The organism is Pseudomonas sp. ARP3 (genome assembly GCF_001029595.1).
In the GTDB taxonomy this organism is placed as follows: domain Bacteria; phylum Pseudomonadota; class Gammaproteobacteria; order Pseudomonadales; family Pseudomonadaceae; genus Aquipseudomonas; species Aquipseudomonas rhodesiae.
Window position 1 is genome coordinate 13,946 of record NZ_LEKF01000005.1, and the last position, 21,145, is coordinate 35,090.

At 61.4% G+C, this 21,145-nt stretch carries 19 protein-coding genes and 1 pseudogene; 6 read left to right on the top strand and 14 right to left on the bottom strand.

Annotated elements, in window-relative coordinates:
* Positions 1-3: 3 nt before the first annotated feature.
* Positions 4-555: a cytochrome b gene (locus tag ABX75_RS07675; RefSeq protein ID WP_034101239.1), complete on the bottom strand. Its 552-nt coding sequence runs from the start codon at positions 553-555 to the stop codon at positions 4-6.
* Positions 556-828: 273 nt separating this feature from the next.
* On the opposite strand from ABX75_RS07675, the gene ABX75_RS07680 reads away from it, so the two are divergent.
* Positions 829-2,235, top strand: a complete 1,407-nt coding sequence (locus ABX75_RS07680; protein ID WP_034101240.1) for an adenosylmethionine--8-amino-7-oxononanoate transaminase — start codon at positions 829-831, stop codon at positions 2,233-2,235.
* A gap of 69 nt (positions 2,236-2,304) precedes the next feature.
* Entirely contained in the window at positions 2,305-3,024 is a 720-nt protein-coding gene (locus ABX75_RS07685; protein ID WP_034101241.1) for a 16S rRNA (uracil(1498)-N(3))-methyltransferase, read from the top strand.
* Positions 3,025-3,184: 160 nt separating this feature from the next.
* On the opposite strand, the gene ABX75_RS07690 is transcribed toward ABX75_RS07685, so the two are convergent.
* The 3 genes from ABX75_RS07690 to ABX75_RS07700 are packed head-to-tail and all read right to left on the bottom strand — an operon-like array spanning position 3,185 to position 5,714.
* On the bottom strand, positions 3,185-4,087 hold the full coding sequence (locus ABX75_RS07690) for a transporter substrate-binding domain-containing protein (protein WP_047881709.1): 903 nt from the start codon (positions 4,085-4,087) through the stop codon (positions 3,185-3,187).
* 24 nt (positions 4,088-4,111) lie between these two features.
* Positions 4,112-4,462: a RidA family protein gene (locus tag ABX75_RS07695; protein ID WP_047881710.1), complete on the bottom strand. Its 351-nt coding sequence runs from the start codon at positions 4,460-4,462 to the stop codon at positions 4,112-4,114.
* A gap of 10 nt (positions 4,463-4,472) precedes the next feature.
* A complete protein-coding gene (locus ABX75_RS07700; RefSeq protein WP_047881711.1) occupies positions 4,473-5,714 on the bottom strand; it encodes a D-amino acid dehydrogenase in 1,242 nt (413 codons plus the stop codon).
* Positions 5,715-5,820: 106 nt separating this feature from the next.
* Between ABX75_RS07700 and ABX75_RS07705 the strand changes: the two genes are divergently transcribed.
* Positions 5,821-6,723: a LysR family transcriptional regulator gene (locus ABX75_RS07705; protein ID WP_034115346.1), complete on the top strand. Its 903-nt coding sequence runs from the start codon at positions 5,821-5,823 to the stop codon at positions 6,721-6,723.
* Here the strand turns inward: ABX75_RS07705 and ABX75_RS07710 are convergent.
* The 3 genes from ABX75_RS07710 to ABX75_RS07720 all read right to left on the bottom strand — a co-directional run bounded on the left by ABX75_RS07710 (position 6,718) and on the right by ABX75_RS07720 (position 8,595).
* Entirely contained in the window at positions 6,718-7,335 is a 618-nt protein-coding gene (locus tag ABX75_RS07710) for a hemolysin III family protein (protein ID WP_034101246.1), read from the bottom strand. The genes ABX75_RS07705 and ABX75_RS07710 overlap by 6 nt on opposite strands.
* 479 nt (positions 7,336-7,814) lie before the next feature.
* Positions 7,815-8,234, bottom strand: a complete 420-nt coding sequence (locus ABX75_RS07715; RefSeq protein WP_047881712.1) for a hypothetical protein — start codon at positions 8,232-8,234, stop codon at positions 7,815-7,817.
* Complete coding sequence (locus ABX75_RS07720; RefSeq protein WP_047881713.1) at positions 8,212-8,595, bottom strand: polymorphic toxin type 44 domain-containing protein; 384 nt, start codon at positions 8,593-8,595, stop codon at positions 8,212-8,214. The genes ABX75_RS07715 and ABX75_RS07720 overlap by 23 nt, the downstream gene beginning before the upstream one ends.
* A gap of 145 nt (positions 8,596-8,740) precedes the next feature.
* Between ABX75_RS07720 and ABX75_RS29630 the strand changes: the two are divergent.
* Positions 8,741-8,851 (top strand): annotated as a pseudogene (locus tag ABX75_RS29630) (addiction module antidote protein, HigA family); the annotation flags it as partial.
* A 20-nt stretch (positions 8,852-8,871) separates the two neighbouring features.
* On the opposite strand, the gene ABX75_RS07725 reads toward ABX75_RS29630, so the two are convergent.
* Complete coding sequence (locus ABX75_RS07725) at positions 8,872-9,507, bottom strand: NBR1-Ig-like domain-containing protein (protein ID WP_232925197.1); 636 nt, start codon at positions 9,505-9,507, stop codon at positions 8,872-8,874.
* 294 nt (positions 9,508-9,801) lie between these two features.
* Here ABX75_RS07725 and ABX75_RS07730 point away from each other — a divergent pair, with 294 nt between their 5' ends.
* Positions 9,802-10,608 (top strand): 2OG-Fe(II) oxygenase family protein, encoded by an 807-nt coding sequence (locus tag ABX75_RS07730; RefSeq protein ID WP_047881714.1) that lies wholly within the window; start codon positions 9,802-9,804, stop codon positions 10,606-10,608.
* A gap of 22 nt (positions 10,609-10,630) precedes the next feature.
* Positions 10,631-11,266: a LysE/ArgO family amino acid transporter gene (locus tag ABX75_RS07735; RefSeq protein ID WP_034101252.1), complete on the top strand. Its 636-nt coding sequence runs from the start codon at positions 10,631-10,633 to the stop codon at positions 11,264-11,266.
* A gap of 54 nt (positions 11,267-11,320) precedes the next feature.
* Here the strand turns inward: ABX75_RS07735 and ABX75_RS07740 are convergent, their stop codons facing one another.
* Genes ABX75_RS07740 through pilG form a run of 6 tightly spaced genes read right to left on the bottom strand, consistent with a single transcriptional unit; the run spans position 11,321 to position 21,047 of the window.
* Complete coding sequence (locus ABX75_RS07740; RefSeq protein ID WP_034101253.1) at positions 11,321-11,776, bottom strand: chemotaxis protein CheW; 456 nt, start codon at positions 11,774-11,776, stop codon at positions 11,321-11,323.
* Positions 11,769-17,588, bottom strand: a complete 5,820-nt coding sequence (locus tag ABX75_RS07745; RefSeq protein ID WP_047881715.1) for an Hpt domain-containing protein — start codon at positions 17,586-17,588, stop codon at positions 11,769-11,771. Before ABX75_RS07745 ends, ABX75_RS07740 begins: the two co-directional genes overlap by 8 nt.
* A gap of 53 nt (positions 17,589-17,641) precedes the next feature.
* Positions 17,642-19,693 (bottom strand): methyl-accepting chemotaxis protein, encoded by a 2,052-nt coding sequence (locus tag ABX75_RS07750; RefSeq protein ID WP_034101256.1) that lies wholly within the window; start codon positions 19,691-19,693, stop codon positions 17,642-17,644.
* Positions 19,690-20,214: a chemotaxis protein CheW gene (locus ABX75_RS07755; RefSeq protein WP_034101257.1), complete on the bottom strand. Its 525-nt coding sequence runs from the start codon at positions 20,212-20,214 to the stop codon at positions 19,690-19,692. Before ABX75_RS07755 ends, ABX75_RS07750 begins: the two co-directional genes overlap by 4 nt.
* A 12-nt stretch (positions 20,215-20,226) precedes the next feature.
* Entirely contained in the window at positions 20,227-20,592 is a 366-nt protein-coding gene (gene pilH / locus ABX75_RS07760; RefSeq protein ID WP_034101258.1) for a twitching motility response regulator PilH, read from the bottom strand.
* Positions 20,593-20,639: 47 nt separating this feature from the next.
* Positions 20,640-21,047 (bottom strand): twitching motility response regulator PilG, encoded by a 408-nt coding sequence (gene pilG / locus ABX75_RS07765; protein WP_034101259.1) that lies wholly within the window; start codon positions 21,045-21,047, stop codon positions 20,640-20,642.
* Between the last annotated feature and the right edge of the window lie 98 nt (positions 21,048-21,145).

A 21,145-nucleotide genomic window follows, 5' to 3' on the forward strand; every position in this document is an offset into this window, starting at 1 on the left:
ACATCAGGCTTTGCGCCCCAGCATTCGCGTGAGGGTCGCATCACGATCGATAAAGTGGTGTTTCAACGCAGCCACGCCGTGCAAACCGGCGAAGACCACCAATACCCAGGCCAGGTAAAAGTGCACCAGACCCGCGTTGTCTGCCTGGTCCGGTAGACCGGAAACCAAGGCAGGAATTTCAAACAGGCCAAACACCGGAATACCGACACCGTCTGCGGTGGAAATCAGGTAACCGGCGATCATCACCGCAAACAGGCCGACGTACAGGAACATATGGCCAAACGCCGCGCCGATACGGGTCAGGCGGCTGTAACTGGCCAGCGGCGGTGGCGGCGGGCTGATCAAGCGCCAGACGATCCGCACCAGCATCACCGCAAACAGCGTGATGCCGATGCTCTTGTGCAGGTCCGGTGCATCTTTGCGCCAGGCACTGTAGTAATCGAGTCCGACCATCCACAGGCCCAGGGCGAACAGACCAAACACCACCAGGGCCACGCCCCAGTGCAAAACCATACTGACCCAGCCATATCGGGCCGGTGAGTTACGTAGCTGCATGTACTTAATCCCGTAAGAGCTGCGCCCAAGACTAGCGTGTTAACTATCGAATTAAAGCGGAAAATTTCGCTTTGAAATATCGAGAAATGCGATCTAGAGCCTAGGCACGATAAGTTAACCAAGGATTAAGGACTATTCCTGAGAAACGTGACAGTCCGTCCTGTGTTTACTGCCAATTCACACGCCATGGGTTGTGACACCGCCCTGCTTTGCATAGGCTTGCGCGATTGTTTCACCTGCGCCGGTCGCAGGACCGCTTCGAGGAGAGACACGATGGGCCTGAACAACCAGTGGATGCAACGCGATCTGGCGGTGCTGTGGCATCCCTGCACCCAGATGAAAGACCACCAGCAATTGCCGCTGATCCCCATCAAGCGTGGCGAGGGCGTGTGGCTGGAAGACTTCGAAGGCAAGCGCTACCTCGACGCCGTCAGCTCCTGGTGGGTCAACGTGTTCGGGCATGCCAACCCGCGCATCAACCAGCGCATCAAGGATCAGGTCGATCAACTGGAGCATGTGATCCTCGCCGGTTTCAGCCACCAGCCGGTGATCGAGCTGTCCGAGCGCCTGGTGGCGATGACGCCCGAGGGCCTGACCCGTTGCTTCTACGCCGATAACGGTTCGTCGTGCATCGAAGTCGCGCTGAAAATGAGCTTCCACTATTGGCTCAACCGCGGCCTGCCGAACAAAAAGCGCTTCGTGACCCTCACCAACAGCTACCACGGCGAAACCATCGCCGCGATGTCGGTGGGCGATGTGCCGCTGTTCACCGAAACCTACAAGGCGCTGCTGCTCGACACGATCAAAGTACCCAGCCCCGATTGCTACCTGCGCCCCGAGGGTATGAGCTGGGAAGAACACTCACGCACGATGTTCCTGGCCATGGAACAGACCCTGGCCGAGCACCATGCCACGATCGCTGCGGTGATCGTCGAGCCGCTGATCCAGGGCGCCGGCGGCATGCGCATGTATCACCCGGTGTACCTCAAGCTGCTGCGCGAAGCCTGCGACCGCTACGGCGTGCACCTGATCCATGACGAAATCGCCGTAGGCTTCGGCCGCACCGGCAGCATGTTCGCCTGCGAACAGGCCGGCATCCGTCCGGACTTCCTGTGCCTGTCCAAGGCCCTTACCGGCGGCTATCTGCCCTTGGCCGCCGTGGTGACCACCGAGGACGTGTACAGCGCGTTCTACGACGACTACCCGACCCTGCGCGCCTTCCTGCATTCCCACAGCTACACCGGCAACCCGCTGGCGTGCGCGGCGGCCTTGGCGACCCTGGATATTTTCGAAGAAGACAACGTCATCGAGAACAACAAGGCCCTGGCCCAGCGCATGGCCACCGCCACCGCGCACTTGGTGGACCACCCCCATGTGTCAGAAGTGCGCCAGACCGGCATGGTGCTGGCCATCGAGATGGTCCAGGACAAAGCCACCAAGACCGCCTACCCATGGCAGGAACGCCGTGGCCTGAAGGTATTCGAACACGCACTGGAGCGCGGCGCGTTGCTGCGGCCGTTGGGCAGCGTGGTGTATTTCCTGCCGCCCTATGTGATCACGCCGGAGCAAATTGACTTCCTGGCCGAAGTGGCCAGCGAAGGCATCGACATCGCCACCAACAGCAGCGTCAGCGTCGCGGTGCCACAGGACTTCCACCCAGGCTTTCGCGATCCGGGTTGATTCCCCACCTTTTTAGGCACCCTCGCCACCGTTATCTTGCTCCTGCACAGAATTTCCCAGAGAACAGAAATGAGATTGTCCCGCTTTTTCACCGACACCCCGCTGAGCCTCGGCGACGTAGAACTGCCCGAGGCCCAGGCGCATTACATCAGCCGCGTGTTGCGCATGGTCGAAGGCGACGCCGTGCAATTGTTCGACGGCTCCGGCCAGGAATTCCTCGGCAGCTTGCTGGAAGTCGGCAAGAAGCGCGTCACCGTGCAACTGAGCGAAAGCTTCGCGGGCCAGGCCGAATCCCCGCTGCACATCCACCTCGGCCAGGGCCTGTCCCGGGGCGAGCGGATGGATTGGGCGATCCAGAAAGCTACTGAGCTTGGGGTCAACGCGATCACGCCGATTTTCAGCGAACGCTGCGAAGTGCGCCTCAAGGACGAACGCGCCGACAAGCGCCTGCTGCACTGGCGCCAGGTGGCGATCAGCGCGTGTGAGCAATGCGGGCGTTCGACGGTGCCGGTGATTCACCCGCCGCTGCTGCTGGCCGATTGGTTGAAGCAAACCGCGGCGGACCTGAAGCTGGTGCTGCACCCGGTGGCTGAACCGATGATCAGCCATGCCAAGCCGTCGAGCCTGGCGTTTTTGATCGGGCCAGAAGGTGGGCTGACCGACAATGAAGTCGAAACGGCCCAAGCCGCCGGCTACCACGCCGCCCGCCTTGGGCCGCGGGTGTTGCGTACCGAAACCGCGCCCGTCGTTGCATTGGCCGTGGCCCAACAACTCTGGGGCGACTTCTAACGCCCTTACTTTGCAAACCCAATCAAAACTGTGGGAGCGGGCTTGTGTGGGAGCCGGGCTTGCCCGCGATGCAGTCACCTCGGTCTTTCAATAACACTTGGGTGATGCTATCGCAGGCAAGCCAGCTCCCACAGTTAGATTGGGTTACCACATCAGCACATCACTCCACCGGATCGCTGACCGGCTTGGCAATGATCGCCTTCAGCTCGCTGGTCATCGGGAACTCAAGGTTCAAGCCCTTGGGCGGAATCGGCTGTTCAAACCAGCGCTGGTAAATCCCGTTGATTTCCCCGCTGCGGTACAGGTCACCGAGGGTCTCGTTGACCACCGCCAGAAACTGCGGGTCATCCTTGCGCACCATGCAGCTGTAGATTTCCCGGGACTGTTCCTCGCCCACCACCACCCAATTGTGCGGGTCCTTGGCCTTGGCGCGTTCGCCGTAGAGCAGCGCGTCGTCCATGTAGAACGCGGCCGCGCGGCCAGTCTCAAGCATCTTGAATGCCTCGCCATGGTCCTTGGCGCTGATCACAAAGATATTGGCCTTGTGCTCGGCGTTGTAGCTTTTGAGGAAGCGCTCGTTGGTGGTGCCGGCGGTGGTCACCACGTTCTTGCCCTGCAGATCGGCAAACCCCTTGATGCCGCTGTCTTTGGCAGTCAGCAACTGGCCCTTCACGTAGATAAACCCGTAGGAAAACGCCACCTGTTTCTGCCGTTCGGCGGTGACGCCGGTGGAGCCGCATTCCAGGTCGACGGTGCCGTTCTGCACCAGCGGGATACGGGTCTGGGAGGTCACCAGGTTGTATTTGACGTTGAGGTTGGGCACCCCGGTTTTCTGCTGGATGCGTTCGACGATCTTGTTCGCCAGGTCCACCGAATAGCCCATGGGTTTGCCGCTATGGTCGCCCACGTACGAAAAGGGTACCGAGGCGTCGCGATAACCCAAGGTAATCGACTTGGCGTTGGCGATCTTGCTCAGCGTACCGCTCAAGACCGCTTCGTTCGCCACGGCCTGCGCGCCCCATAACAGCCCCACCGCGCAGCCGGTCAACAGGATTTTTTTCATTGTTATGCTCCGTTGGTTTTTTGGTTATTTACGTACAGCAATCACACTGATTTCCACCAGCACGCTCGGCCGTGCGAGCTGGGCTTGCAGGGTGGTCCGGGTGGGCGCCATCCCCGGCGACAGCCACGCGGACCACACTTCATTCATCGGCGCAAAACCGCTGTCGATGTCCTTGAGATAGATGGTCGCATTGAGCAAGTGGTCCTTGTCGCTACCGGCCTGGGCCAACAGCGCGTCGATCCTGGCCAGGACTTCGCGGGTCTGGATCGCCACGTCCTGGCCGTCACCCGGCACCTGGCCCGACAGAAACACCAGCTCATTGAAAGTCACAGCGCCGCTGAGGCGCTCGTTAGTGTTGATTCGTTGGAGGGTCATGGATGCGTCCTCACGCGGCGCGGGGCGACAGGCCCTGCATATCGATGGAAGGTTGGTGCTGGCCGATCAGTTCGGCGAGCAGTTGGCCGCTGCCGCAGGCCAGGGTAAAACCGAGGGCGCCGTGGCCCAGGTTGAGCCACAGGTTGCGGTAAACGCTCGCGCCGATCAGTGGCACACCGGTCGGCGTGGCCGGGCGCATGCCGGCCCATTCCAGCGCATGGCTATAGTCACCGGCTGTAGGAAAAGTCTCGATCGCCTGGCGTTTCATCAGCGCCAGGCGCTTAGGCTCAAGGCTGGCATCGAAACCGACGATATCCACCATAGCCGCCACCCGCAATTGTTCGCCGATGCGTGCGTAGACGATCTTGCGGTCGTAGTCGGTGATGCTGATGTTAGGAGCGCGGTGCTGCTCGCCAATCGGCACACTGAGGCTGTAACCCTTGAGCGGATACAACGGCAGCGACACGCCAGGCAACGCCAATTCAGCGCTGCGGTGCCCGGCGGCCAGCACCAGGTGCTCCACCGGCATGACCTCCTCGCCCAGCTCCAGCGCCTGCACCGCACCCTCGGCATGACGAATACCGGTGACCTTGCGCCCCAATATAAATGTGCAACGCCCCGATGCCTCCAGACGCGCCGCCAGACGCTGACAGAACGCATGGCAATCGGCGACTTCCTCGTTTGGCGTGTAGATACCGCCGACAAAACCGCCTGCCGCCAGCGTCGGTTCCAGGCGTGCGCAGTCCAGGGCGGATAGCACCTGTTGTTGCAGGATGTCGGTGACCTTGCTGCGCGCATGCTCAAAGGTATTCGCGTTGCGAAAGGCCACCAGCTTGCCGTTGCGCCGCCAGTCGAAGCCGTCCAGACGATCGTCGACGCGCCATTGCTGCAAGGTGTTTTGACTCAGGGACGCCAGACGCAGCAGGTGCGCGGCGTTGCGTTTATTCACCGAGCCTCGGCAGGCGCCGACAAACGCCGCCATCCAGCGCCATTGTTGGGGGTCCAGGCGCGGGCGCAGTTTCAATGGCGAATCGCCGCGCAGCAGCCAGCCAATCGCTTGCAGCGGCACACCGGCATCGGCCAGCGGCGCGACGTAGCGGTAAGACAATTGCCCACCGTTGGCAAAGCTGGTTTCGCTGCCGAGGCGCTCGCGCGCGTCGATCACCGTGACCTCATGACCGGCACGCACCAGCGCGTACGCACTGGCCAAGCCGATCACCCCACCGCCGATAACGCAAACCTGCCTGGCCATGCTCGCCCCTGCCGTTGATTGAGAGAGCCCAAGCGTAGGGGCAGGTGACACGCTACCGACAATGAATAAAGATAGGTCGCCTATAAACAAAGGTTATGGACGTGCCATGCGCTTGCGTCATATCGAAATCTTCCAGGCTATCCGCCAGACCGGCTCCGTCAGCGCCGCCGCGCAGTTGCTGAATGTGTCGCAGCCGGCGGTGACCAAGGTGCTGCAACATGCCGAAATGCAGCTGGGCTTTCCGCTGTTTCTGCGGGTGCGCGGTAAATTGCAGGCAACTCCGGAAGCCTTGGCGCTGGAGCGTGAAGTCGAGAAAGTCACCGAGAGCCTGCAAGGCGTGCGGCGCCTGGCCAAGAGCCTGCGCAGCGCACCGGGGCATAGCGTGCGCATTGGTGCGATTCCGGCATTGGCCCTGGCCCTGCTGCCGCCGGCGATTCTGGAATGGAAGCGCGACTACCCGGACATTGCCTGCGAACTGTCCAGCGACCATAGCCGCGAGCTGGTGCAAAAACTGTTGATGCGCGAGATCGACCTGGCGTTGACCCTCAACTTCTCCGGCCATCCGGGATTGACCACCCAAGTGCTGGCCAACGGAGCGCTGGTGGCGCTGGCCTCCAAGGGTTATTGGCCCGAGGAGGCGCTGAGCATGCCATTGGCCCTGACGGACCTGGCCGGCGCGCCGCTGATTGGCCTGTCCAGCGCCGACCCACTGTCGGCCAGGCTCGACAACTATCTGGAAAGCGTTACGCCGCCGCCGCGCGTGACCCTCTCGGTGCAGACCTACGCCCTGGCGCGGGCCATGGTCGAGTCCGGCGCCGGCTTAACGGTAATCGACCCCTTCACCGCCCTCGGCGCTTCCCCCGCCACCACCTGCATCCGCACGCTGACCCCACCGCTGCCGATCACCCTCTACGCCCTGACCCGCGCCGATGAACCGCCACCGCACACGCTGGCCAAGCTGCTGGAGATCTTCGGCCAGCGCGCCGACGCGATGCTGCAGCGGCTATAGCACGTAGTGCATGATCGCCACGAAATGCAGCACGCTGCCGCCGATCACGAACAAGTGCCAGATCCCATGGGAGTGCCGCAGGCGGTGCTCCAGGGCAAAAAAGATGATGCCAACGGTGTACAGCACGCCGCCCGCCGCCAGCCAGATAAACCCCGCCGTGCCCAGCGCGGCCATCAGCGGCTTGACCGCCACCAGCACAATCCAGCCCATCACCGCATAAATGACGATGGACAAAATGCGCGCCTCGGAACGCGGTTTGATCTCCTGCAAAATGCCGATCACCGCCAGCCCCCACACAATCCCGAACAGCGTCCAGCCCCACGGCCCGCGCAGGGTCACCAGGCAAAACGGCGTGTAACTGCCGGCAATCAACAGGTAGATGGAAAAGTGATCGACCTTCTGCATGATCTCTTTTCGCCGCCCCTGCACGCTGTGGTACACGGTGGACGCGCTGTACAGCACCATCAGCGTAAAACCATAGATCGCCACGCTGACGATCTTCCAGGGGCTGCCATCCAGACTGGCCACCACCAGCATCCATACGGCGCCAATACACGCCGCGACAGCACCGAGCAAATGGCTCCAGGCGTTGAATCGTTCCCCGTGGTACATGTGTCACTGACCTCCCGTAACCGTTGACGACTGGCCGCAAGCCTCCGGCCTTGGGCATCAGAGTGCAAGTGCCATGTGACGTTCCGAGGACGCCGCGCGCATTTGCGGGCACAATCGAGCCACATTCTCGTCACGCCGCAGCCTCCAGCGCGAGTCGGAGGTTATTTTGGTTGTCATGGTCGCTCCACGGGTTTGCCGTCGTGGGCTGTACCCTAGGCGTGATTCAGGAGGCTATCAATCAAGCTGGGCGGTGGATCATTACAGTTGTAGTAATGGAGCATCAACGAACGCTGAGCCGAGCCGAAAGATGATCTCAATGTAAGAGGGGGCTTGCCCCCGATGGCAGAGTGTCAGTTGATACATCACTTATGACCCACCGCTATCGGGGCACGCCCCTTCTACATTTGCTCAGTAGGTCTGTTTGGGACAAGTTCGTGCACGGCCCAAAATCTTGCAGGAGAAATCCGAAGCCCCCAGGCCTACAGCCTCATATCAATGCTCACCGCCTCCAAGCCTTCAAGCGGATAGCTGCGGTATTCATAAACCTCCCCACGAACAATGAGATGGAGAGCTCCATCCTTCTGGATCACTTGGACATCAGGCTCTTTGGTTTTTAGAAATGGATGTGCCGAGACCAATGACGTGAGTATTTCGTGATCATTATCCAGATCCTTATGCACGTAGTACCTGTAGGAAAAGCCCACCGTCGCACCACCCTGATTATCCCGCACGCCATAAAGGGAGTTGCCGTTACTCAAGGAATGCTTGAGTACGACCTCATCCAACTCCGGCGTACCGGGGCTCATCAACCAACCAACGCCCAAGTACCCGAGACACACCACCAGCAGCCCATTGAGCAAGACCTGGACCGGCCACTTAATACCCTTGAGCTCTGGCATATTCGATGCCCTCCTTGATCCAGTGCTGGTCGCTATGGTCATCGCCATAAGGCGCATCACCCCACCAGTCTCCAAACTCCGGCCGAGATGTCCCCGCCGCTTTTTGCGCAGCACCGGCTGCTCTCAATAACACGCCTTCAGGAATCCCCAACACCGTACCGGTAACCCCATAGTTAAAGTTACCGAACGCCTCGTACTCGCGACTTTTCTGTTTGTAATCCCAAGGGCCACGCCCTCTGACTTGTGAATAAAACCATGAATAGGTGAACGCCGAACCTGGCTTCAAATGCATCCTGCGGTTGTTGGCCAGGGCGATATTGTCTTGCAGCGAAACGCCTTGGGGCATTGGAGGGACAGCCATTTGCGAATCCTTGCTGATGGGGTTGAGCGTCAAAAGCTAGCACTCAAAAATCAGCCAAAACTCGGGAAAAGAACTTACAGAAGCTTCACACTACTTTTCGATCTACGTCTTACATCTGTTAGGGGCAAAGTAAGACTTTATTGGGGCCGGCGTGAGTACCGCATGGCGATGGCCGTCGATGCAAAGTACCTACGACTTGTGGCAGGCCGAGCATCGGGAGCAGCCAATGATTGAGCGGTTTGCGCGGATTGACTAAGGAAAAAGCCTACCGGACGCTCAACGCGCCATGACGTTAACCACTACATGCAAAATGAACGCAGGTCCGTAACAAGGTTTCCCCTGCTCATCCTCGATTCTCCAGACTGAAGCCACCGTGCAGGTCTCCTTGGGTGCTGCAAACTCCACACTGATATGCACCGGCTGGCCCGGCAGCGTATCGGCAATAGGGAGCTCGCTGTACAGGCTACGCAAATGAATATCCATCACAACCTCCAACTGACCCTGTGGATCGGTGCGGCGGGCAATCACATATTCCCTATCAACACGCACCAGTCGTCGCCCGCGCCAGGGTCGTGTCCCCAGGTTCTGAATCTCCCAGGTTTTCTGAAAAACTTCCCCCGGCAACACGACGGCTTGATCAGGCGTCGTGACATCGGCATTGAACACCGCAACGTCATCCGGATCATCAATACCTGCAGCCCGATTGGTGGTAGCCATTGAGTACGCATTAGCGGGCGCGCCTGTCAGGTCAGCGAAGTAGCGAAACAACAGCAAGGGAGAAACCTGCAATGCCTTCGCCAGCTTGATCAGCGTGCGTACCGACGGGTCCCTGGACGCTCCAGCCGCTAGACCGTACAGGTAGGTTCTGGAAATTCCTGCTTCCTTGGCCAGCGCAGTCAGCGGCTTGCCCAATTCGCGGCTGCGCCGTGCAACCAATGACCTGAGGGTATCTCGCGTTCTTATATTCATACGAAGTGTACGGTTCCCGTTTTTAGGTGAACGTCATTTCTTTGTCCGCCAAAAAAGACAACCTGTCCGCCGCCCCGTGTCTTGAACCATGCACACTCGCCACCTGCTGGCGCTGGCGATGTTGTGAAGGACATGGATGGAACCCTTTTAGCCGGTCATATCCAGTGTCGTAGTTTCTCGCATGCTTGCGAACCTAGTGTTTGTTGCATTCCTTTACATCTACCTTTGGATATAGCCATGAACCACATTAAAGCGTGCTGTGAATCCATTGCTCAAACAGGCTTCGGCACCCTGCAAATATCAGAAGCGATGCTGCTGGATTACAAAAAAATCGTTGATGGATACCCCGCAATATCACCAGCCACCAAAGCCTCGTTTTCCTTCGAAAAAGACACCGATGGATTTTTCCCCTTTGGCACTGAGTACTCGAGCCTTGAGGAGCAGCCAGACCTATGTGAGCGATTTTGTTACTGGCCTGCACATTCATTAAAACGAAGAGCCTTTGAATTCACACGAAGTGATTTTTTTGCCGTCGTCACAGCTTTTGAACAACAGGTCAGCGAGCTTGCCCAGGGATTGATGGACGGAATTTGCGCGGAGTTTGGAGCCACTTCGTTGAACTCTTTGCGTGCAGCGTCCTATCTGCAACTGTGTGTCTATGGAGCTAATTCCGGGTCGGGCCAGCGCCAGTTTGCTCAGGATCCTCACGAGGATGGTCATCTGTTGTCCTTTATCAAGCCTACTCGTGATGGCCTCGTTCTGGTTCGAGGCAGCTCGTTGGAGCCGGTGCGCCTCTTGGAGAACGAGGTAGCAATCTTGGCCGGATCGTTACTGACCGAGCTCTCGGATTGTGCGATTCCCGCTATGTACCACGCGGTTCTGACGCCTCGGAGACCAATGCCGCGAAGCTCTCTCATTTACTTCGTCAACCCTGATTCGGAGCAGGAACTGACAAGCTTTTTCCGCCACCAGCCGATCGACTTGAAAAACGCCGCCAACACGCGCCATACCAGCTTCGGTAATCACCCCCTTCAATTGATCTGATACCCAGGCGGCTGAGCGCTTCATGACTCCAGACTTCAACGCTTTTTATCTCGAAGGCCTGCTACTGGGCATCGGACTGTTCGCCGCTCCTGGACCGAAGGACACCCTGGTTATTCGCCAGGGTGTCAGTCGCAGCCCTGTCTGGGGGGTGGTGGCGGTATGCGTGTTCGCCGACATCATCCTCATCGCTCTTGGGGTCATGGGCTTGGGCTCGTTACTTGGCAGAGAGCCAGGTTTCGTGGCGTTTCTGCTGCTGTCGGGAGCGGCCTATCTATTGTGGTTCGGCTGGCAGCGGTTATTGGCTTGTCTGCGTAACCAATCGATGCCGGACACTCGAAGCAACCTCACCTCACAACGGGGATTGCTGCGCACAGCGGTGATACTTGGATTTGCCAATCCGTATGCTTGGCTGGATACCGTGGTGCTAATTGGCTCTATTGGCGCGGCAAAGCCCGTCAGCCAACAAGCGCTCTTTGCCAGCGGAGCAATGACCGCGTCGCTGGTGTGGTTTGTAGTTTTGGCGTTAGGGTGCCAGAGGTTGACGGGGCTATTTCGTTCGGCGAAGGTCTGGCGTTTATTGGACGCAGGCGTGGTGATTTTGATGGTGTATCTGGCGGGTATGCTGATTGCTGATTTTCATCAGCTGCAGCGTCTCTGAACCGGAAAAGGCCCTCATCACAGGACGCCTTTCATTTCTCAGAAAATGCGCAGCTCAGGCCAGGCCTGACTCGACCAGCAAGGCTTCCAGCCCCATTAAATCCGGCACCTTCGCCACATGTTCGCCCACCTGCACCGCTGCCAGCTCCAGCGGGCTGAGCGGCACGTCCACGTAGCTCAACTCGCTGTCGAGCTTGTAGGAGCGTGGGATGCCTTGGATCACCAGGGCGATGAACTTCAAGGTTGGCCACCCGCCCAGGGCATTCAGCACCACGATGCGTGAGCGTTCGCCGACGACAAGGGCTTCGCCGCAAGCAGCTTCAAAGCTGATCAGGGGGATTTGCCGCTCACGCCAGGTGACTTGCCGCAAGTACCAGGGCGGGGCGTCGCTGGCTGGTTCGCCGCGTTGGAAGTCGATCAGTTCGGCGATGGCGACGTTGGGCAGGATCAAATGCCGGTCGGCCAGGGGCAGCAGCAAGCCGGTGACTTGGCTGGCGCGGTGGTCAAGCATGGGACTTGCTCCAGTAGGCGATGCTCTCCAACAGCACCGACTCCTGGTACGGCTTGCCCAGGTAGTCGTTGACGCCGATGGCCATAGCGCGGTCGCGGTGTTTCTGGCCGGTGCGCGAGGTGATCATGATGATCGGCAGGCGCATCAGCCGTGGGTCGTTGCGCACTTGGATCGCCACTTCGAAGCCGTCCATGCGGGGCATTTCGATATCCAGCAGCATCAGGTCCGGGGTGTGTTCTTCGAGCACGGCCAGGGCGTCGATGCCGTCCTTGGCGGTGAGCACGTTCATGCCGTTGCGTTCCAGCAGGCGGCTGGTGACTTTGCGCACCGTCACCGAATCGTCGACCACCAGCACCAGCAGCGGGCGTTTTTTCAACGGGTCGTTGAGGATCAGCGGCGCATCGCTCGCCTGGGCCGGCAACACCGGTGGCCGGGCGCGGATATGCGCCAGCAGGTCGATGATCAGCACCACGCGACCGTCCCCCAGAATGGTCGCCCCCGACACGCCTTTTACCCCGGCAAATTGCGGGCCCAGGCCCTTGACTACAATCTCGCGCGTTCCGGCCATGGCGTCCACATGCACCGCCACATGCCGCTCGTTGCACTGCACCAGCAACACCGGCACCGGCTGGTACTGGCCCAGCAGTTTCGGCCGCGCGACGGTGTGCAGCAGGTCGCCCAAGTAGAACAGCTCATAGCGCTGGCCGGCATATTCGTAGAACGGCGGGTCCTGCTGATAGTGGCCCGCCAGCTCATGGGGCAGCACACGCACCAGGCCCTCTATGGTGTTGAGCGGGATCGCGTATTGCTCGTCCGCGCACTGCACCATCAAGGCACGATTGACCGACACCGTGAACGGCAGGCGGATGCGGAAATGCACGCCCTGCCCTGGCGTCGAGTCGATCACCATCGAACCGCCGAGCTGGCGCACTTCTTCATGCACCACGTCCATGCCCACGCCGCGCCCGGAAATCTGGGTGATTTTTTCCGCAGTGGAAAAGCCCGGTTGCAGGATGAACTGCAACACATCGCGGTCGCTGATCTCTTGCTGAGGGCCCAGCAGGCCGCGCTTGATCGCCTTGCGCCGCACCGCGTCCAGCGGCACGCCGGCGCCGTCGTCGCGCATGTCGAAAATGATATCGCCGCCTTCGTGGGTCAGGTCCAGGGTGATGCGGCCTTTCTGCGGTTTACCGGCAGCCAGGCGCACCTCCCGAGATTCCAAGCCGTGGTCGACGGCGTTGCGCAACATGTGCTCCAACGGCGCCACCATGCGCTCCAGCACGTTGCGGTCCATTTCGCCCTCGGCATTGCCGACGATGAACTCGACATCTTTGCCCAACTCACTCGCCACCTGCCGCACGATGCGTTTGAGCCGTGGCAGCATGCGTTCGAACGGCACCATACGGGTGCGCATCAGGCCTTCCTGCAACTCGGTATTGATGCGCGCCTGTTGCTGCAACAGGTTGTGCGCATCCTGGTTGCGCCGCTCCAGGGTTTCCTTGAGGTCGAGCAAGTCCGAGGCCGACTCGAACAACGCGCGGGACAGCTGTTGCAGTTGCGAGTGGCGGTCCATTTCCAGCGGGTCGAAGTCTTCATAGCCCAGGCGCTCGGCCTCGACCTGCTGGCGACTGAGAATGCGGCCCTGGGTTTCGGTGTCCAGGCGGCGCAATTGGTCGCGCATGCGCTCGATGGTGGTTTCCACCTCGTTGAGGGCGACGCCGGCATCGTTGATCTGTTGCTCGATGCGCCCGCGGAAGATCGAGGTTTCGCCGGCCAGGTTGACCAGATCATCGAGCAGATCCGCCGAGATTTTCACCGTATCGGCGGCCGGGTCCACCGCCGCCTCGGCCTTGCCCGCCGGCAATGCCACCGGTGTCGGCGACTCGTTGCTGGGGTGCACCAGGCTCTTGATGCGCTCGATCAGTTTGTCCACCGAACCCACCGGCAAGCCGTCGGCCACCGCGTCGATCATCTGCGCCAGGCGGTCGTGGCAGCCTTGCAGCAGCGCGAACAGCTCCGGGCTCGCAACCAGTTGGCCAGCGGACAACCCTTCGTAGAGAAACTCCAGTTCATGGGCCAGGTCGCCAATCGGGCCGATCTCGACCATGCGCGCGCCGCCCTTGAGGGTGTGCAGGTCGCGCAGCAGGGTTTCGACTTCCTGGCGGCTGCTCGGCTCGGCCTGCCAGCGCAGCAGCGCGGCGCCGGAGCTATCGAGGATGTCGGCAGCCTCTTCGAGGAAAATCTCCAGCAGTTCCGGGTCGGCGCTTGATGCTTCCACCGCCGGCGTCGGGGCCGTGGGGGTGCCGTTATGACGCAACGCCCGGACCTTGGCGACCAGCTCCGTACTGTCGCTCAAGGGCTTGTGCTGGTGCAGCTCTTCCAGTTGCAGCGCGAGCCGTTCATGGCTGGCCATCAATATGTGCGAGAGTTCGTTGGAATAGCTATAGCGCCGGTCGACCAGACCTTCGTAAAGGCATTCCAATTCATGGGCCAGCTCAGCCACCGGCTCTATCTCGGCCATGCGTGCGCCGCCCTTGAGGGTGTGCAGGTCACGCTGCAACGACGACAACGGCGCCATGCTCTCGGGTTCCAGCAACCAGCGCTTGAGGGACTGCCCGGCGCTATCGAGGATATCCACCGCTTCTTCCAGGAAAATCTCGACGATCTCGTCGTCCACAGTGGTGGCGTGATCCAACTGCCGCGTCGCCGCGCCCAGTTCGGCGATGCTCGGCGCACGGTCGCCCTGGTGGGTAATCAGGCCGGTGGCGGCCGGATCGAGGGCTTCGTCCAGCAGCTCGCGCAAGGCGTGTACCCGGGCCGGTGCGGGGCTGATTTCCTGGCCGGCGGCGAGCTGGTCGAGCATGTTGATCAACGCGTCATGGGCCTGTTCGGCCTCCTGGAAAAACCGTGCGCTGACTGCCAGGCTGCTTTCTTCCACAGCGCCGTACAGGTCGAGCAAGGCTTCGCAGAGTTCGTCGATGGCATGCAGGTCGGCGTGCTGCGCGCCTTCGCCGAGGGTGGTCAACTCATCCAGCAAGGCCGTGAGTTCCTGGCGTTCGCCGGGGTGTTGCTGCCAGCGACGCAGCAGGTTTTCGGCGTCGAGCAGGATGTCCATGCCCTGGGCCAGGAAGTCAGCGATCAGTTGCGGATTGCGCTTGATGCGCAGGCCGGTGTTGGGCGCATCGAGCAGCGCCTGGAGCTGGCGTTCGAGCAACTGTTGGGTGCGAGCAATCAGGTCCGCCGCGCCTTTGATCGGCGCCAGGGGGTTGCTGTCCAGCTGACGCAACCCTCGCTGGAACAGGCCCTCGGCTTCCAGCAGCAGTTCCACTTCATCCAGATCCAGCGGCAGGCGGTGAGCCTTGTACTCGCGGGTCAGGTGGTCGAGCGGCCGCGCCAGTTCGGCGATGGGCGACACACCGGCCATGTAGGCACTGCCCTTGAGGGTGTGCAGGGCGCGTTGCAGTTCATCGCTGACTTGCAGCGGCACATGCTCGGCGGCCTGCTCCAGGAAGTGGTTGAGGCTGTCGAGATGGCTCTGGGCTTCGTTGCGGAAAATCTCCAGCAGCATCGGGTCATGGGCATCAGCGGAGGCCACCGCGGCACCGCTGGCCAACCCATGGGCGCGGGCGGCCAGGGCGTCGACTTCATCGCGCTGGCGTTGGGCGCCCTGGGCAAAATCGGCAATCAATTCCGGCAACAGTGCCACGGTTTCATCCAACACCTGTTGCACCTCGGGGCCCAGGGCCACGCTGCGCTCCAGTACGCGGTTGAGCAGGTTCTCCACCGCCCAGGCCAGCTCCGCGAGCACCAGGGCGCGCACCATGCGGCCGCTGCCTTTTAGGGTGTGGAACGCGCGGCGCATCTCGCCTTGGGCGGTTTTATCCGCGCTGTTCGGCAAATAGCGGTGCAGCACCTCAAGGACTTCCTCAGTCTCTTCGAGGAAGACCTCACGCAGCTCGTCGTCGATAGGCGCTTCGTCGGCGGGCGGCGGCAACAGGCTGCCGGGGCGCTGCAACGCGGGAGGGTTGAGGCGCGAGGTGGGGCTGGCCAATGCGTCGAGTTGGGATTGGTTGGGGGCCGTGTCGGTGGAGAGTGCGCCGTCCGGTGCGACCAGCGCCTGGCGCCAGGGTTTTTCCTCCGGCAGGTATCCAAGGGCAGCCAAGCCCTGGGTGGCCAGTTCCAGCACCCGTTCGCCGGCTGCATCCGGGTCTTGGAGCATGCGTTCGAGGTAGTACTCCAGGCTGCTGATCACGTCGGCGAAGTGCGCCAACTGCGTCTCGCTCGGCGGCTGTTCGTCGACCATCAACTGCGCATCCACGTAATCGCTGCAACCGCGCATCAGGCTGGCCGCCCGTGGCAGCGGGATCATGGCCAGCGCGCCGCGCACCTGGCTCAGCAGTTCCGGCAGGGATTCCAGGCGCTGGCGGTCCCAGTCGGCTTCGAGGCAATCAATCACCAGTTCTTTGGCCTGGCGCAGGCACTGGCAGGATTCGCGGATCACCAACTGGTGGATCTGGGTCAGGTCGGTGGTGGGCAAGCGGCTTTCTTCGCGGCTTTCCGGCTCAACGGTTCCGGCCATACCGGCCAACGTGGCTTCGACATACAGCAACGCGCCGGCCACATCCATCAGCACCGCATCGTCTGGTTCGCGATGCCCCTGGGCCAGGCTCAACACCACGGCGAGCTGGTCGATGATCACTTTGCGCGGCTGGCCGAAGCCCAACACCGCCAGGGTATCGGCGATCTGCCGCAACGGCGCCAGCAGCGCGTCAAGGTCACTGGCGTGCTGACGGTCGCTGCGCACGAACAGGTCCAGACGCTCCTTGACCCGCACCAATTCCTCGCACAATGCGCCGAGTACGGACCCCATGGCATTGCGATCGGGCCCGGCCATGCGCGCGCGCTCGGCATCCACCACAGCGCTGTCGGGCAAGGCTTCGTCCAGGCCGTAACGTTCTTTCAGGCTCTGCATGCGCGGCGTCGGCCGGGTGACCTTGGCGACATAGAACAGCAGGCTTTTGAGCAACTCATCCGGTGCCGGTTGGTTGATGCCGTTGATGCCCTGGGCCAGCAGGCGCTTGAGTTGCTTGTCGCTGGCCTTGAGCAGGCTGCGCAGCGCCGGGCTGTTGGCAATCACGCCAGTGAGCATGCCCTCCACCAGCGCCGAGGTCACTTGCCATAACGGCAACAGTGGCGCGCCCTGGCACAGCGCTTCGAGACGCGCGAACACCCGCGCCATGTCTTCCAGATTGCTTGGGCCGTGATCTTCGCGCAGCAGCCCGACCAAGGCCTGTTGCAGCAGGTGGTGCCATTGGCGCAATTGGGTCGGCAGATCGGGCCCGGCGCGCTGGGCCAGGGCGTCTTCGGGTAAAGGTGCGATCGACAGCAGTTGCGGGCTGAACAGGCTGGTTTCCGAGAGCAGGCTTTCTCCGCGCGCACTGCGCAGGTCGTTGAGCAGCGGCAGCACCACCAGCGGCAGGTCGCGGCGGGCGCTGTGTACGCGTTCGAGGTACAGCGGCAATTGGCCGAGAGCTTGTTGCAGCAAGCCGATGCTCTCATCGCGCTGCCCCACCTGCCCGTCGCGCAGGGCCAGGGCCAGGGCCTCGATCTCCTCGGCCAGCAGCGCCGCGCCGTAGAACTCGACCATTTGCAGCGCGCCATGCACCTGATGGATACCGGCCAGGCATTCGTCGATCACATCGCCGTCGGCGGTTTCGACATAAGCGTCCAGCGCCGAGCGGGCGTGTTGCAGGGTCTCGGCAATGTCGCCCTTGACCCATTCGAGGGCCACGTAGTCGTGCCGGTCAACCATAACTGCTCCGCTTTGAATTCATGAGTTGCTGGTGTTCTTGAAACCTGTACCTATCAACTGTCGACCTGTTTGGGCGGCGGCAGGGTGAAGCCCGACACCGACCGGCGTAACTGGCTGGCCATCTTCGCCAGGTTACCGATGCTCTCGGCAGTGGCGGTGGAGCCCGACGAGGTCTGCGTGGTGATCTGCTGGATCACATTCATGGTCAGGGAGATCTGCCCCGCCGACGAGGTTTGCTGTTGCGCCGCGTTGGAGATGCTCTGGATCAGCGCCGCCAGGGTTTTCGACACGCCTTCGATTTCCTCCAGCGCCACCCCGGCGTCCTGGGCCAACCGCGCGCCGCGCACCACTTCGGTGGTGGTCTGCTCCATGGAGATCACGGCTTCGTTGGTGTCGGCCTGGATCGCCCGCACCAGGGTCTCGATCTGCCGAGTGGCGGCCGACGAACGCTCGGCCAGGCGTTGCACTTCATCGGCCACCACCGCGAAACCACGCCCGGCATCCCCGGCCATGCTGGCCTGGATCGCCGCATTCAGGGCGAGGATGTTGGTCTGGTCGGCAATATCGTCGATCAGGCTGACGATATCGCCGATCTCCTGGGACGATTCGCCCAGGCGCTTGATGCGTTTGGCGGTGTCCTGGATCTGTTCGCGAATGTTGTCCATGCCATGGATGGTGTTGTGCACCACCTCATTGCCCTTGTTGGCGATTTCCACCGAGCGCTCGGCCACGGCCGAGGATTCGGCGGCGTTGGCCGACACCTGATCGATGGACTGGGCCATCTGATTGATCGCGGTGGACGCCTCGGCGATCTGCTGGGCCTGGTGCTCGGACGCCTGGGCCAGGTGCATGGCGGTGGCCTGGGTTTCCTGCACCGCGCCGGCCACTTGGCCGGCGGTGAGGTTGATGGTGGCCACCAGATCGCGCAACTGATCCACGGAATAGTTGATGGAATCGGCGATGGTGCCGGTGAAGTCCTCGGTGACCGACGCCGTCACGGTGAGATCGCCGTCGGCGAGGTCTTCGATTTCATCGAGCAGGCGCATGATCGCGTTCTGATTGCGCTCGTTCTTCTCGGCGGTTTCGTGCAGTTGGCGATTGGTCTCGCGCACCATCACCAGGCCGATCAGGATGATCGAGGTCAGCGCCAGCAAGCCCAGCACATAGCCGCCGATAGTGTCGAAGCTGCGCCCGCTGGCCAGGTTCTCGAAACCGGTGGCCAGGTGCGAGGCTTCATCGAGCAGGGTCTGGGACAGGTTGAAGATATTGCTCGCCGAGGCGCGCACCTGGAACAACTGCGGCGAGGTTTCGAGGATTTCATCCACCGAGCCGGACACGAACTCGAACAACTCGGCGATTTCCGCCAGCCGCGCGCGGGCATCGCGGTCTTCAACCTGGGTGATGCGCAGTCCTGGGTTGCCGTTGAGCATGCCATTGAGCACCTGGCCGAAGCGGTTGGCGTCACGGCCAAAGGCGTCGGCGGCTTGCACGGCGGTTTCGTCGCCGGCCAGCACGGTATTGACCGCGCCCAGGATACGTTCGGCCAGCAACGATTGGCGCTGGGCCACGGCCACCTGGCTGGCGGGCGCGCCGCGCTGCAACAGGATTTCGACGACTTTTTCCGACTCCATCTGCAATTGCGGCACGGTTTCGGCCAGGGTCGCGGCCACTTGATGCAGGGACAGCACCGTCTGCTCGCTGGCCAGAATCGCGTCGGTGTTCTTCAGCAGGGCTTCCCAATCGGTCTGCACCGCGCGCATTTCGGCGCGCACGGCGCTGGGGGCGGCGGGCAGGCCGGTTTGCGGGTCGCCTTTTTTCAGGTAGCCCCAGCGCTGGGCAAAGTCGTTGCGCGCCTCGCCCAGCAGCTTGAACGCCGCGGCTTTGCCGGCGGCGGCCTCGGTGGCGTTCTTGGCGATACGTTGGGACAGCACGCGCAATTCACCGGCGTGGCCGATGTACTGTTTGTCGTAGGTGGACTGGGTATTGAGGTAGGCGAAGTTGGCGAACAACAGCATGATGAACACGATCAGCGCGATAAACAGCACGATGATCTGCGAGCGGCTACGCGAGCCGGCCTGGGGTTTGACGGTGGTCGCGGTGGTCATGGGGCAACATCCATGAAACCTGGCGTCTGGGCCAGGGCGAACGGGCTGAAGACCTGCCACGACGGGTCGCCGTCGAAATGCCCCTGAATAAACGGCGCGCCCGGCGCGGCGTTGGCCAATAAGGCGTCCTGTGCGAAATGCTGCATGCCCACCACCTCGTCCACCAGCAACCCAACAAACAGGTCATTGAATTCCACCACCAGCACCCGCCGTTGCTTGCGCGCCCTGGACAGCGCCTCGCCAAGGAACCCACCAAGGTCCATCACCGGCAATAAACGCCCGCGCAGGTTAGCCACACCTCGTACCCAGGTCTTGACCCCGGGCATTAAAGTGCAACGTGGCTCATGCAAAACTTCGGCAACTTCTCCCATTGGCGCCACGAACCAATGGGCGCCCACCCGAAAGCCGATCCCGCTCCAGCGCTGCAAGCCGGCCTCCTGGGAGGGCAGGTCGGCGGCCAGCAGGCGGCAGCGGCGGTCGATGTCCAGCAACAGCTCGAAGGCGGTTTGCGACTCGGTCATGATGGCGTGCCGTCAGCCGGCCAGCACCTTGTTCAGGGTGGCGATCAGGGTGTCTTCGTCCACCGGTTTGGTCAGGTAATCCTTGGCACCCTGGCGCGCGCCCCAGATTTTGTCGGTTTCCTGATCTTTGGTGGTGATGATGATGATTGGGATGCCGTTGGTTTCCGGCTCTTTGGACAGCTGACGGGTGGCCTGGAAGCCATTGAGGCCCGGCATCACGATGTCCATCAGCACGGCGTCGGGTTTTTCCTGGCGGGCCAGGGCCACGCCGTCCGCGCCGTTTTCGGCCTTGAGCACTTCGTGGCCGTGCTTTTCCAGCATGCCGGTGAGTTTGTACATTTCGGTCGGCGAATCGTCGACGATCAGAACACGTGCCATGGTTTTTCCCCGCTACATTGGTCGGCGCCGGCCCTTGTGAGGCGGCGTCAGTGTGCTTGTTCCACTGCGGCGAACCCAGGCACATAGGCCTTGATTGCACCCAGCAGTTCTTCCTTGCTGAAAGGCTTGGTCAAAAACTGATCGACCCCCACGATGCGTCCCTTGGCCTTATCGAACAGGCCGTCCTTGGACGACAGCATGATCACCGGGATCGCCTTGAACGCCGGGTTGTTCTTCACCAGCGCGCAGGTCTGATAGCCATCCAGGCGCGGCATCATGATGTCGACAAAGATGATGTGCGGGTGATGATCCACGATCCGCGCCAGGGCATCGAAACCGTCGATGGCCGTAATGACATCGCACCCCACGTTCTTCAACAGCGTCTCGGCGGTGCGGCGGATCGTTTTCGAATCGTCGATCACCATCACTCTCAAGGCGTTGGAATGCTGTTCCATATCTGCTCTACCATCGCCACAGCGAATCGGTTTTCGGTGTGTACTGCCTGACATTGCCCAAGATGAACGCCGCAAGCCTTGGAATTCAAGGGCTGCTG